Here is a 15215-nt window from a genome sequence, read left to right on the forward strand (position 1 = left end):
TTTGAGTAAAAAATATACTTTATTGAAGAAGGATGGAAATGCAAGAAGAGGTCAGTTTGAAACGCCACATGGAACTATACAAACACCAGTGTTTATGAATGTTGGTACAATAGCAGTTATAAAAGGTGCTGTATCTACTATGGACTTAAAAGAAATAGGGTGCCAAGTAGAACTTTCTAATACATATCATCTTCATTTAAGACCAACAGACAAAGTTGTTAGCAAGCTTGGTGGATTACATAAATTTATGAATTGGGATAGACCTATTTTAACAGATTCAGGTGGATTTCAAGTATTTTCACTTGCAAAGATGAGAAAGATTAAAGAAGAAGGTGTATACTTTAATTCTCATATAGATGGAAGAAAAATATTTATGGGACCAGAGGAATCAATGCAAATTCAAAGTAATTTGGCATCAACTATTGCAATGGCTTTTGATGAATGTATTGAAAATCCAGCACCCAGAGACTATGTTGAAAGATCAGTAGCAAGGACAACTAGATGGCTTGAAAGATGTAAGAACGAAATGGATAGATTAAATTCTCTTCCAGGTACAATAAATAAAGAGCAAATGTTATTTGGCATAAATCAAGGTGGAGTTTATGAAGATATAAGAATAAAACATGCTAAGGAAATAGCTAAAATGGATTTAGATGGCTATGCTATTGGTGGACTTGCGGTTGGAGAAACTCATGAAGAAATGTATAAGGTAATAAATGCTGTTGTACCACATTTGCCAGAAGATAAACCAATATACTTAATGGGAGTTGGAACTCCAAGTAATATATTAGAAGCAGTTGAAAGAGGTGTAGATTTCTTCGACTGTGTGCTTCCAGCTAGAAACGGAAGACATGGAAATGTATTTTGCAAGGAAGGTAAGCTTAATTTAATGAATGCAAAATACGAACTTGATACAAGGCCAATAGATGAAGGTTGTGAATGTCCTGCTTGTAAGAGTTATACAAGAGCTTATATAAGACATTTGTTTAAAGCAAAGGAAATGCTCGCTATGAGATTATGCGTATTACATAATTTATATTTCTATAATAAATTAATGGAAGATATAAGAGATGCCATTGATGGAGGATATTTTAAGGAATTTAAAGAAGAAAAATTAAGATCATGGGAAGGTAGAAGTTAAAAAATTAAATATTTGATTAAAAAAAAATATTAGATTGTATTTAGAAGTTTATATAACAGATAATTGTGAAGTTTTATGAATAAACCATGCATATAAAGGTGTTTAGAGCCTTTATTTATGTATGGTTTTTGTTTTCATATAATTTTGTATAAAAGGGTTTTGAATAAGGAGGCTAAGTTATAAAATTAGTAATAAAGATAAAATAAAATTTAATGAGAATAATAGACAAATTATAAAAAAATATGATAACGAAATGAAACGTAATAAAAAGAAACTTATGTAATAGTGAAAAAACATATAAATATATAAATAATATAGTAACTTGATAATAAACACTAATGGATGTAATATTAAGGAGGGTATTACAAAATAAGGAGGGTGTTGGTATGAAAGATAAGAAAAAAAGAGAAGTGAGAAGAAGATCTATAATAAGTGATATAAAAATAAATAGAAAAAATAAAAATTTGATGATAGATAAAATTCTGTCATATAATCCTGTGTTATTGGAAGGTATTGAAGTATATGAAGATGCGAATAAGAATTTTATATTATTAATATTTCTAGGTGCGTTATTGGTACAATTTCCACTTATTTCGGTACCTTGCTGTATATTAGCAATATTTTTCATTATAAGAATGTTACAATTTATAAAATATAAGAGTATAAATAACATAGTAATTAAATTGGCAAAAGATTTATTATTTAAAGGAATATATGATAGGGAAAAAGCTTTAGATATGTTAGAAGATTTTAAGGAAAAATATGGTAATAATATTACTGAATATGAAGAATTAGTAATGATGATAGATAAATATGAAGCATTAGTAGTTAAAATAGAAAATGTTTTAAAAAGCAGCAATAGGAAGTATAATAAAACCATTTATAATAAAGAGAATTTTCTACAAAATGCAGGAAGGTCATTTAATAGAAATGAGAATAATGTAACTTTAAAAGAAACAGAAGCCAATAAATGTAGAGAAGTAAATAACTATTGTATAGATTTTAATGAAAAAATTTCTGTATTATACAAAAAGGAAGATGGAGAGATAAAAAAGGTTAATAAAGCAATTGAGTTTTTTGATGGGCGAGACAATAAAAATTATAATAATCAAAATGCAGTGATTTTAAAAAATGTAAATAAGGATAACAAAAATCTGACAGTGTATTTATATAAGAAATCTTCAGTTTTAGAAAAGAATGTGTTATGACATGTTTAATTTTATGAGAAAAGCATTACAAATGGACAACTTTTAATAAAATTTAGTATTTTTTATACTAAATTTTATTAGGAGTTGTCTTTTTCTTTGTTATATAATAAAATCTAATAGAAATAGTGGTACGAGTTTATTAAAAATTAATATATAGTTATTAATAATGCAAACTTATATATTAAATGATTTGGAGGAAAATATGCAAAACGTAATGGTAATAGGTATAGCTGGAGGAAGTGGATCAGGAAAAACAACTTTATCCCAAAAAATTAAAGATGTTTTTGGAGAGGAAGTTGTAATTCTTTGTCATGATTATTATTATAAATCAAATAAAGGTATTCCTTTAGAAGAGAGAAAAAAACTTAATTATGATCATCCTAATTCTTTTGATACTGATCTTTTAATTGATCAACTTAAGTGCTTAAAAGAAAAGAATTCAATATGTCATCCAGTTTATTCTTTTGTTGAACACACAAGATTAAATGAAACCGTCGAAGTAAGACCTACTAAAGTCATAATTGTTGAAGGTATATTAATATTTGAAAATAAAGAACTTTGTGACTTAATGGATATTAAGGTTTTTGTTGATACAGATGGAGATGTAAGGATAATAAGAAGGTTATTAAGAGATGTTCAAGAAAGAGGCAGAGATTTAGATTCTGTAGTAACTCAATACTTAAGTACAGTAAAACCTATGCATGAAGAATTTGTAGATCCAAGTAAAAAAAGAGCAGATATTATAATTCCAGAAGGCGGAGAAAATACAGTTGCTTTAAGCATGCTATTAGAAAAAATTAAAAGTTTTATGAATAAAAATTAATAAATGAAAATATGACTGCTGTAAAATACATATAAGGACTATAAAAACTAACAACATTCATGTATGTATAAGGAGTAAATAGTAAACAAGCCATTTATATGAAGGTTTTTAGTGTAAATAAGTTATGTGCTGAGCGTTTATATTGAGTTAGCACTTATTCTTATTTTATCTAGATATAACCAGTTATGAAAAGAACCCTAAATGTTATAAAATCTAGCATTTAGAGTTCTTTTCTAATTTAGAGATAATTATTAGCTACAATCTAATAGAATAAATTTAGGTTATGAAATAATAATTTTTTATAAAAATTTATAATGTAAGCTTAAAGCATCATAAGTTTTTAATTTATTAATTTGTAGCAAATTGACTATTATATAGGGATTTATAAAAGCCGTTTTGTGATAATAATTTATTATGGTTACCTTGTTCTATAATTTTACCATTCTTTAATACTAATATAATATCTGCATTTTTTATTGTAGATAATCTATGGGCTATTATAAAGCTAGTGCGTCCAGTCATAATTTTGTTAAAGGCTTCTTGTATATTTAATTCAGTTCTTGTATCTATGCTGCTTGTAGCCTCATCTAAAATTAGCATAGGCGGATTTAAAAGCATGATTCTTGCAATACAAAGTAATTGCTTTTGGCCAGCAGATATATTAGAACCACCTTCAGAAATTACAGTATTATATCCATTTGGTAATCTCATTATAAAATTATGTGCTTTAGCTTTCTTAGCAGATTCTATAATTTCTTCATCAGTAGCATTTGCTTTTCCGTAAGAAATATTGTCACGTATAGTTCCAGTATATAGCCAAGTTTCTTGAAGAACCATTCCAAATAAATTTCTGAGATTATGTCTTGACATATCATTGATATGAATTCCATCAATTTTTATGGTTCCAGAATTAGTTTCATAAAATCTCATGAGTAAATTTACTAAGGTTGTCTTGCCGCTTCCAGTTGGACCTACAATGGCTATTTTATTTCCAGAATCAACTTTTAAATTGAAATTTTCTATAAGTTTTTTAGACTTGTTATATGAAAAACTTACATCAGAAAATTCTATATTACCAATGAAATTTGATTTATCAAATGAAGTTTCTAAATCTTTAGATTCACCTTCTTCATCTAAAAGATCGAATAATCTTTTCGCAGAAGAAAATGCAGTTTGAAGCTGTGCTATTACGCCAGTAACTTCATTAAATGGCTTGGTATATTGATTTGCATAAGTTAAAAAGCAAGAAATATCACCTATAGATATAGCGCCAAATATAACATAAATAGTACCAATAACGCCAACAGCAGCATATACAAGCCCATTTACAAACCGTGTTGAAGGATTAGAAAGGGAAGAATAAAATTGAGCTTTAATACCACAATTATACAATCTTGAATTTATTTCTTTAAATTTATTAATTGACGTTTGTTCACAGTTAAATGCATTGATTATCTTTTGATTTCCAATCATTTCTTCAATATAACCACTTAATTCTCCTTGGGTTTTTGATTGTTCCTTAAACATTTGATTAGAATGTTTTGCTATAAATGAAGCAACAAATAAAGAAAGTGGAGTAACAAGTATTACAACTAGAGCAATAATTGGACTTATTGATAACATAAATACCAAAGTTAACAATATGGTTACTATACCAGTAAAAAGACTAGTTAATCCTTGTAAAAGTCCATCAGACACTGAATCAACATCATTTACTATTCTGCTTATAATATCTCCATGGGCATTTGAATCTATATACTTAAAAGTAAGCTTATTTAATTTATTAAAAGCATCTATTCTAATGTCTTTTACTGTTTTTTGAGTTATGGCAGTTGTAAAATTTGAAAGTGTCCATTGAAAAAGTGAACTTATAAGTATTGTAAACATAAGGATAATTAATATTTTTAATATTTGTGTATACTGAACATTTCCTGGTCCTAAAATTAAATCAATAGCATTTCCTATAAGTATTGGACCATATAAAGTAAGAGAGATACTTATAATTGCACTTAATATAGCACCAAATAAATAGATTTTATAAGGTTTTGTGTATGATAATAATCTATACAATATTGAGTTTTTATTCATATTAATTAACCTCTCTTTCTTCAGATTCTTGGTTTTGAGAAAAATAAATTTCGTTATAAACATCACAATTTTTCATTAATTCATCATGAGTTCCAATTCCTACTAGACTTCCATCATCAAGTACAAGTATTTTATCAGCATTTTTAATTGTTGCAATCCTTTGAGATACAATTATTACTGTAGTATTTTTGGGGAGCTTGTTTTTTAGAGAACTCCTAAGCCTAGCATCAGTTGCAAAATCAAGAGCACTAAAACTATCATCGAGGATTAAGATTTCAGGATTAATAGCTAATGCTCTAGCTATTGTAAGTCTTTGTTTTTGACCTCCTGATAAGTTTTTACCACCTTGATCAAGATGGGTTTCATATGTTTTAGATAATTTAGCTACAAATTCAGCGGATTCTGAAATTTCAAGCACTCTTTTTATATCTTCATTAGTAGCATCAGGATTTCCTATTTTTATATTTTCAGCAATAGTACCTGTAAATAATACTGAAGCTTGAGGTACTAAGCCTATTTTATGTCTAATCTTATAAAGTGGGTATTCCTTTAAATTATGTTCATTTATAAATATTTCTCCATTAGATGGGTCATAAAAACGAGAAATCAAATTAACGAGTGTTGATTTACCAGAACCAGTACCTCCTATAATTCCTATAGTTTCATTTTCATATATTTTAAAGGAGATATTATTTAATGAAACTTGACTAGCATGTGATTCTTGATTAGCAGGTTTAGGTAAAGGTCCAGAATTTGCTTCACTGACTAAAGAATTAGTTTGTTTATTAATGTATTCATCAGATGCTATAGAATTTGAACCAATGTTTGGTATATATTTTTCAGAAGCTCCATATGAAAATGAGACATTCTTAAATTCAATCTTAGCAGGATTGTTACGAATAGAACTAAGACCTAATGTTTGAGTATTTAGGTTAATTTTATTTTTTTGATTTAAATCTAAAGCTTCTTTATAAGCATCACTTTTCAAATCTAATGTAAGTTTATTATTGTTTCCAATTATAGAACTTGAAGTTTCAAAAACTTCATTTACTCTGGCTGCAGAAGCAGAGGCTTTTGTAAATACAACAACAAGGTTAGAAACGACAATGAGGGCAAGAAGTATTTGAGTCATATAATTTACAAAGGCGATTATCTGTCCTTGAGTTAAATTACCTGCATCTACGCGTATTCCTCCAAACCATATGATTGCAATTATTGAAAAATTTAAAACAATATATGTAAGTGGATTTAATAAAGAAGATAGCTTACCAACTTTAATAGCTGTGTTGCTTAAGTCATCACTTGCATCCTTAAATCTAGTTTCTTCATAATTTTGATTTGAAAATGCACGAACAACACGAACGCCTTCAAGATTTTCACGTGTTATTAAAGAAATTTTATCTAACTTTTTTTGAATTGAGCGAAAATAAGGTATAGATTTACTCATTACAAAATAAAGTATAGCAACTATAATCGGGGTTGCTATTAAAAAAATTAATGATAGCTTAAAGTCTAAAATTATTGCCATGATAATTGCACCCATTGCTAAAAATGGTGCTCTAATAACAAGTCTTATAAGCATGGCAACTGCAAATTGAAGCTGATTAACATCATTTATAATTCTTGTTATTAATGATGGTGTACCAAATTTATCAATTTCTTTATATGAGAAGGTGTTAATATGAGAAAATAGTTCATTTCTTACTGTGGTTCCAAAGCCTTGAGAAGCAATAGCTGCATAACGCTGGCATATAAGAGAAGAACAAAGACCTACAATTCCAATGAGGACTAAAAGAATACCCATTTTAAGAACATAAGAGATATCTTTGTTTTGAATTCCAATATCAATTATTTTAGCCATAATAATAGGAACGATAAGTTCAAAAATTGCTTCTATTAATTTAAAAATTGGTCCTAAGATAACTTGTTTTTTGTAAGCTTTTAAAAAACGTGCTATTTTAAGCATGTTTATCAAATCCTTTCTTGAGTAAATTCAATATTTCAGTTATTATTGTAACAAAGTATTAAGTATATTAAAAATATTTATCATATATATAAAGTATATTAAAAAAGTATACACTTAAAAAAAGTACGAAGCGCAACCAAGAGCATTTATATAAAAAATTATGTACATTTAGAAGAAGTACAAAGCACAGCCAAGGACTTTATTAAGCAACCCAAATTAAAAAAGCACATACCTATAAAAAGTGTGAAGCAAGACCAAGAACTTATTAATCGCACCTAAGAACAATTTAAATTAAAAAAGCTTAATTAGAAACATGACATGAAGAAATTAACATTGATATCTAGTATTTAAAACTATGTCAATTGTTTTAATATGGCTTTGATAAAAGATATATCATGAAAGGGAATAATTATGGATATAAAGCAGCTTACATATTTTGTTACCATAGCAGAAGAAGGAACTATAACTCATGCAGCAAATAAGCTTCATATGGCACAACCACCTTTAAGTACACAATTAAAATTATTAGAAGATGAACTTGGAATAAAATTAATCGAAAGAGGTGCTAGAAAAATAAAGCTTACAGATGCAGGAAAAATACTTTATAAAAGGGCTAAACATATATTAGAAATTACAACTTCGACTACAAAGGAAATAGAGGAGTTTAGAAAAGGAATCCAAGGAACATTAAGACTTGGAACAATTTCATCTTCTGGAACAGTTCTTTTAAGTAAGAGGCTAATAGAGTTTAATAAAAAATATCCAAATATAAAATTTGAAATACATGAGGGAAATACTTATGAACTTATAGAAAAGATAAATTCAGGGATCATAGAAGTAGGTATAGTTAGAACACCTTTTAATTCTCAAAATTTTGAATGTTTATTTCTAGAAACTGAACCTATGGTAGCTGTTATGAGTTGTGATTATAAGTTTGAAAGCCAGCAGAAGGAAATTCTTTTAGAAGAATTAAAGAAAGTGCCATTAATAATATATAGAAGATTTGAAAAAATACTTTTAACAGAATTTCAAGATTTAGGCTTGGAACCTAATATATTTTGTATAAATGATGATGCAAGAACTACAATCTTATGGGCAAGAGCAGGTCTTGGTATTGGAATAGTTCCTAAATCAGCTATTAATTTTGATTTTATGGATAATATTAAATATAAAGAAATAAATAAAGATACCTTAAGAACTCAAATTTCGGCTATTTGGATAAAGGAAAGATACTTATCTATGGCTGCAAAGAAGTTTTTAGAGTTTTTTAAATAGAAATAGTATCTTTTTGAAAATTAAATTTTACATATTTTATGATTTTTTTATATTTAAAAAAATGAATTATAATTAAAAGTTGTAGTAGTATATAATATAAAATTATTTTTTGTATATTGAAAAAATCAGATATTAGGCTGAAGAGATGAGACGTATCACTAGAACACAAAATTCATGGCAATTAAAAATTTATTGTCATGGATTTCGTGTTGATACATATTATGTTGAAGAAAATTTCTTATGGACATCTTAAATCAAAATTATTATATTTTCAGCAATTTGAAAATATATGCCAGTTAATTTAATATCGGAATTATACTAAAGGCATCAATACAATAAAAAATAATATTCAAAATTTAGTTTCCTTTTTTTGTTCTATCTATTTTTAGTGCCTCATCAAATCCACTTTTCTCTGATTTGAAATTGGAACTTATTTTCTCCATGTTTTTTTGCATTTCTTCTAATCTTTCTTTACTGTCTTTTTTGAAATCCTTAATTGCGTCATTAATTCTAAAAAGATTTTTATATGAGTCTTTTAATGTCTCAAGTAAAGAATAAGCACCTTTCTTATAATCAGACAAGTTATTTGGATCGAAAGTAGAATCGTCTCCTTTTGATTTTCTATATGAAATAAAACTTGAAGACGAATCTAAACCATCATCATAATATTTTTTTAAACCAGATAAATCATCAAAAATGACACCTATTTCAAGATTAGTAATATTATCATTCACATTCTTAAAACTCATATTTTGAAGAACAGAGTCAACATTACCTGATAATATATTATTTAGTTCGTAACTTATTCCATTCCATTGCGATAATTGATCTTTATTTTCTTTACAAAGATCTTTTATGGATTTAATGGCATTATCTTTTTGATCTTCTAATTTTATTAAATGTTTAAAATCTTTTAATTTTACATCAATTATTCTTTCTTGCATTTCTTTGTTTCTTTCAACAATTGAATTTAGAAAATCTGAGTCTTTTGATTTTTTATCTTTGCCATAAAATTTTATTACATTAGTTTCATTATTTTTTTCTTTAATTTTTTCATTTATAGTAAGTTTTTTATTAAAACTTGTTTTAGAGATAAATGATGTATTATTGCTAGGTGTAGTATTCTTAGTTAATATTTTCATTTTTTTGCCTCCTAAAAATTACAATAATTTTAATATATTTATAATTTCGATGTTTTATTTAAATTCTTTAATTGATTTAAGAATTTATTATGTAAAAAATATATTGTGACCTTCACGCAAGTGTGGAGAAAAAGGATATTATACATTAGAAAAAAATTATAAAGATATGAGAATTTTATAGAAGTAATTGAATTATAATTTTTTGTGAATTTTAAATAAAACACTTTACAAAACACGAAACCCATGACAATAAAGAGATTAATTGTTATGAGTTTCACATATGATAAAAGGTTTTATATTTATAATTAATATTAAAAAGCAACTTAAGGTTAAAATATGTATGTATAATAGTATTTCTAAATAAAAGTTTATAAAAGCGATTTCCGATATTGTTGTGGAGAATTGTTATAATATTTTTTAAAAGTTCGAGAAAAATGATCAACATTGTTGTAGCCAATATATTCTGCTATTTTTTCTATGGATAAATTAGTATTCATAAGATAATCTTTAGCATCTGACATTTTTAATTTTGTTATAAGAGCTACAAAATTTAAACCAACATTCTTCTTTATTAATGTGCTTAGATGTGCTTCACTATAATGAAAATGTTCAGCAAGAGTTTTTAATGAGAGATCTCGGTAGTTATGCTGTATATATTGTAGAATTAATGAAAAATCATTATCCATATTGTAATTATAAAATTGTATTGTTTCACTATAATTTCTCAGTATATTAGAAAAAAGAATATTAGCCCAGCTAATACTGCAGTTATTGTAGTATATGTCACCTTTATAATTTTCCATAATCAAATTTTTAATTATCATCTTAAGGTCATTTGAATTATCAGTATGAAATAAAAGGTAATTGGATGAAGTTTGATTATACAAGATTGTTCTAAAAAAGTAAGAAAGCAAATCTTTTTGAGAAAGTAGAGTGAAAAAGGCACTATCAAAAGTACTTTTTCGAATAGAAATAGTAATTACTATAGAGTTTTCATTATCGACAATTACATCATGTGATGATGTTGGTGCAACAATGCATAAATCTCCTTCAACAAGCGTACGTTGTTCCTTTTCAAACTGAAGATTACAGCTACCTTTAAAAATATAGCAAATCTCAAAATAATTATGTGAATGAATATGATTATCTATATAATTGAAGTGCTTAAACACAAAAATATCACTATTTTCTGGAAGAATATCAGCTTCTCCTATTTCAGTATTAGAAATAACTTTAATAATATTATTTATATGAATTGGTAATTCATATAATAAATCTAAAAATTTATCTTCGGACAAGTCACTTAATGAAAGTTCTTTTGATAAATTAGGTTTTATGGTTACATAGTTTTCTTTTTCATACATTTCTGTAATGACTTCTTTAAAACCTTTTTTTTTCTCATAATTTAAATAAGATCTTGTTAAACTGGATTGTACCATTCCAGAAGTTACATACATGTCTATCATTGTTTATTTCTATCCTTCCTTAATATAAATAGTGTAGCAAAATAATTACATAATTAAAAACGTTTTCTCTTGACTAACTTATATGGTTATGTTTATTTATAATATTAAATGTATATATCTAAAAAAAAGTCGGATTTTTATAAAATTATACCATGGATTGATAATTTTTAATACGTTAAAATGAAAGATGTAAGATAATAATATAATAGCCAGTTTATTTTAATATCTAAAAAATTATGTAATTTCAGAAAAAATAAATTAGACAAAAATAGAATATACAATAATTTGATGGTATGGAAACAGGTTAAGGAGTGATAATAAATGAAGACTAACGAAATAAATATTAGAGATCCATATATTTTGCAATATGAGGAAAGATATTATTTGTATGGTACAAGAAGTGCAACAACTTGGGGGCTTGCAGAAGGATTTGATTGTTATGTAAGTGAAGATATGGAGGAATGGCAAGGTCCTATAGAAATATTCCATAATAACGGTGATTTTTGGGCAGACAGAAATTATTGGGCTCCTGAATGTTATTACTATAAAGGTGAGTTTTACTTAGCAACCACATTTGGTTCACCAGATAGAAATATGGGAACGCAAATACTTAAAGCTAATTCACCTACTGGCCCATTTGTACCTCATAGTGATGGACCAGTTACTCCAATAGATTGGAAGTGTTTAGATGGAACTCTTTATTTTAGCTCTAATGGTACACCATATATGATTTTTGGACATTCCTTTCAGGATACTCCAAATGGGGATATGTGTGTAATTGAACTTTCAAAGGATTTGAAAGAGGCTGTAAGTGAACCAAGACTATTATTTCAAGCATCAAAAGCACCATGGTCGGTACCGATACCTTTTGCCAAAAAAGAGTTTGGAATTGATGGGGATGTATATTTTGTAGATGGTCCATGTATGTATAGAACAGAATCAGGAAAGCTGTTAATGCTTTGGTCTAGTTGGGGTGAAAGAGGTTATGCAGTAGGAATGGCATATTCAGATAATAGAGAAATAGATGGACAGTGGCATCATGTAAAAACTCCACTTTATAGTGAAAATGGTGGTCATGGAATGTTATTTAAAAACAATAAAAATGAGTTAATATACGCATTACATTATCCAAATGATTTGTATAAGGAAAGACCTCAGTTTAAAAAGGTGAAAGAAATAGACAGTGTATTAGTTTTGTTATAAATAAATTGGTTATAGTTTATCAATTGACATAGATAAAATAGAAATTATGATAAGGACGTGGATAATATGAAAACTAAAGTTAGATCAAGAATTAAATTTAATAATGATTGGTATTTTACAAGAAATGAAATTGGACCAATTCCTAAAAATCATCAAAAATCAGCATTAATAGGTGGTTATACAAACAATGCTGTTGATGAAAATGGTTCTTTGTTTCTTAATGGTTCTGCTATTGAACCACTTTTAAAGGTAATGCATAGACCAAGAGCAGCATCAGAGCATGAATATAAGGATTGGTTTGCTATGGAATCTATTGAGAAAGGAAAAGAGGGGTGGGATAAAGTTAAATTACCTCATGATGCTGTTATTGATCAAAGCTATGTAAAAGACTTTAAAAATGCTATGTATGGTTTTCTTCCACAAACAATAGGATATTATAGAAAAACTTTTACTATTCCTAAAGAAGATGAGGGGAAAAAGATTTCTATTGAATTTGATGGCGTTGGAAGAATATCTGATTATTGGGTAAATGGTTGTTATATTGGAGAAAATTTCAGTGGTTATAGCAGTTTCCAATTTGACATTACGGATTTGTTAAAATATGGACAAGAAGGCGAGAATGTTATACTTGTGAGAATTGATACAACTTCTGGTAATGAAGGCTGGTGGTATGAAGGCGGCGGAATTTATCGTAATGTTTGGCTTACAAAGACTGAGAAACTTCATGTTGATAGGTGGGGAACTTACGTACAAACTCCTAAAATAGAGGCTGATAAAGCTGTAATTAAAATTGAAACTACAATATGCAATGAAGATTTTGAAGAGGCCAAATATACTCTTGAGACTTTAATAATAAGTCCTGATGGGAATGTTGTTGGAGAAAGTGTTGTGAATGCGATAAACGAAGGAATGCAGAAGAATAAAATAGTTCAGGAAATAATTGTTGATAATCCAGAACTTTGGGATATAGATTCACCAAAGCTTTATAAGGTTGTAACTGAAATAATTTCTGAAAATAAAATAAATGATGATTATGAAACTGTATTTGGAATAAGAAGTATTGAATATACAACTGAAGGCTTATTATTAAATGGGAAGCATACTCCTATTAAAGGGATGTCAGTGCATCAAGATTTTGCTGGCGTTGGAGTGGCATTAGCTGATAGAATACATGAGTTTAAGATTCAAAAACTTAAAGAAGCAGGAGTAAATGCTTATCGCTGTGCTCATAATCCGCCAGCAGCTGAACTTCTTGAAGCGTGTGACAGACTTGGAATGCTTGTCATGAATGAAGGTAGACTTCTAGAAGCTAGTGAAATAAAAATAAAAGATCTTGAGGCTCAAGTATTACGCGATAGAAATCATCCAAGTGTTTTTATGTGGAGTATTAGTAACGAAGAGTTTATAGGAGGAAGCACTCTGTCAATACGTATGCATAAACGTATGAAGAACATAGTTAAATCTCTGGATTCAACAAGGCTTATTACGAGTGCTGATATATTTGGATCAAGCTCAGGAAAACATATAGATATACTTGATGTTATAGGAGTAAATTATATTGAGAGTGACTTGGCACAATCATATGTACTGCCAAATCTTGAAGCTTACCCTGAGAATCTTTTTATAAGCACTGAAAATGTAATGAAAGCTACAACACGTGGTTGTTATGAGGATAGTGTTGAAAAATGTTCTATATCATGTATAAATGCGGTAATTACTCAAATGAGCATTGCTCCAGAGACCGCAGGAGGAGCAGGTGGTACATGCCCTCCAGAGGAAGCCTGGGAATTCTATCTTAAAAATCCTAGAATGGGAGGAATGTTTGTCTGGACAGGCTTTGATTATCGTGGAGAACCATTTCCATTCTTTTGGCCATCAGTAATGGCACAAAGTGGAACCTTTGATTTATGTGGATTACCTAAAGATAATTTTTATCTTTACCAAGCTATGTGGATTGAAAATAAACCTGTAGTACATCTACTTCCTCATTGGACTTGGCCAGATAGGGAAGGTAAAAATATTTTAGTAAGAGCAATAACTAATTGTGAAGAAATAGAGATTATTTTAAATGGAAAATCATTAGGTAAAAAGTCAAAGGAAGATGGCAAGTACTTTGTTGATTTTGATGTTGATTATATGATTGGAGAACTTATTGCGATAGGTTACAACAATGGTATTGAAGTTTCAATGGACGTTCAAAAAACAGCAGGAGCACCAGCAGGTATCTTATTAACACCTGATCGAACAACCATTAATGCAGATGGTGAAGATGTAACTATTATAACAATTGCAATTGTTGATAAAGATGGTGTTGTTGTACCTAATGCACAAAATAAGGTTACATTTAAAATCATAGGTGACGGAGATTTAATAGGCACAGGAAATGGTAATCCTATGGATCATGACTCTGATAAAACTAACTTTAGAAATGCTTTCAATGGATATTGTATTGCAATTATACAAGGGACAGAAGATGGTGGCACTTTAACGATAGAAGCATCATCTGAAGGGTTAATTACAGCTGAAACAGAGATTAATGTATCAAAATAGTATTGGGGAATAATACAGATATATAAAGAACATGAATTAAAATGTATTAATACAGAATATTTATTTATAAGTTATATGTTTATATTTAGAATGATTTACCGGATTTCTGGTAAATCATTCTTTTTATGTTGAATACTATTTATTATGAAGATAGTTTTAGCTTTTGGGAATATATGTTGTTTAAGTTGAATTATGTATGACCAATATCCAATGATTTGAAAATGTGATTTTTAAAGAAAAATATATCTAAAAAAAAGCCGGATTTAGATTAAAATACTACATGGATTGATAATTTTTAGAATGTTAAAATGTTTACATAAATAAGAAAACATTTTCATTTGAACTAAATGGAA

Annotated in this window: 10 protein-coding genes; 6 read left to right on the forward strand and 4 right to left on the reverse strand. The window is 27.9% G+C overall.

Translation table 11 applies throughout. The features are described from left to right. Position 1: 1 nt before the first annotated feature. The 3 genes from tgt to udk all read left to right on the forward strand — a co-directional run bounded on the left by tgt (position 2) and on the right by udk (position 3172). On the forward strand, positions 2–1141 hold the full coding sequence (gene tgt / locus CLPUN_RS14525) for a tRNA guanosine(34) transglycosylase Tgt (protein ID WP_077847972.1): 1140 nt from the start codon (positions 2–4) through the stop codon (positions 1139–1141). A 386-nt stretch (positions 1142–1527) separates the two neighbouring features. Further along, on the forward strand, positions 1528–2349 hold the full coding sequence (locus CLPUN_RS14530) for a hypothetical protein (RefSeq protein WP_077847973.1): 822 nt from the start codon (positions 1528–1530) through the stop codon (positions 2347–2349). Positions 2350–2551: 202 nt separating this feature from the next. Continuing rightward, positions 2552–3172 carry a uridine kinase gene (udk, locus tag CLPUN_RS14535; RefSeq protein WP_077847974.1) on the forward strand — a complete coding sequence of 207 codons (621 nt, stop codon included), beginning with the start codon at positions 2552–2554 and terminating at the stop codon, positions 3170–3172. Between the two features lie 348 nt (positions 3173–3520). Here the strand turns inward: udk and CLPUN_RS14540 are convergent, their stop codons facing one another. Further along, positions 3521–5260, reverse strand: coding sequence for an ABC transporter ATP-binding protein (locus tag CLPUN_RS14540; protein WP_077847975.1), 1740 nt, complete (start codon positions 5258–5260; stop codon positions 3521–3523). A 1-nt stretch (position 5261) separates the two neighbouring features. Continuing rightward, the gene (locus tag CLPUN_RS14545; protein ID WP_077847976.1) at positions 5262–7226 is read right to left on the reverse strand and encodes an ABC transporter ATP-binding protein; all 1965 of its coding nucleotides are present in this window, start codon (positions 7224–7226) and stop codon (positions 5262–5264) included. 411 nt (positions 7227–7637) lie between these two features. Between CLPUN_RS14545 and CLPUN_RS14550 the strand changes: the two genes are divergently transcribed. After that, positions 7638–8501 (forward strand): LysR family transcriptional regulator, encoded by an 864-nt coding sequence (locus CLPUN_RS14550; protein ID WP_077847977.1) that lies wholly within the window; start codon positions 7638–7640, stop codon positions 8499–8501. A 356-nt stretch (positions 8502–8857) separates the two neighbouring features. Here CLPUN_RS14550 and CLPUN_RS14555 read toward each other — a convergent pair whose 3' ends face one another. After that, positions 8858–9643 carry a hypothetical protein gene (locus CLPUN_RS14555; RefSeq protein WP_077847978.1) on the reverse strand — a complete coding sequence of 262 codons (786 nt, stop codon included), beginning with the start codon at positions 9641–9643 and terminating at the stop codon, positions 8858–8860. 368 nt (positions 9644–10011) lie between these two features. Continuing rightward, the gene (locus tag CLPUN_RS14560) at positions 10012–11109 is read right to left on the reverse strand and encodes an AraC family transcriptional regulator (RefSeq protein WP_077847979.1); all 1098 of its coding nucleotides are present in this window, start codon (positions 11107–11109) and stop codon (positions 10012–10014) included. Between the two features lie 321 nt (positions 11110–11430). Between CLPUN_RS14560 and CLPUN_RS14565 the strand changes: the two genes are divergently transcribed. After that, positions 11431–12312 carry a glycoside hydrolase family 43 protein gene (locus CLPUN_RS14565; protein WP_077847980.1) on the forward strand — a complete coding sequence of 294 codons (882 nt, stop codon included), beginning with the start codon at positions 11431–11433 and terminating at the stop codon, positions 12310–12312. 66 nt (positions 12313–12378) lie between these two features. Continuing rightward, positions 12379–14862 (forward strand): glycoside hydrolase family 2, encoded by a 2484-nt coding sequence (locus CLPUN_RS14570; RefSeq protein ID WP_077847981.1) that lies wholly within the window; start codon positions 12379–12381, stop codon positions 14860–14862. Positions 14863–15215 lie beyond the last annotated feature (353 nt).

This window comes from Clostridium puniceum, from assembly GCF_002006345.1.
Classification (GTDB): domain Bacteria; phylum Bacillota; class Clostridia; order Clostridiales; family Clostridiaceae; genus Clostridium; species Clostridium puniceum.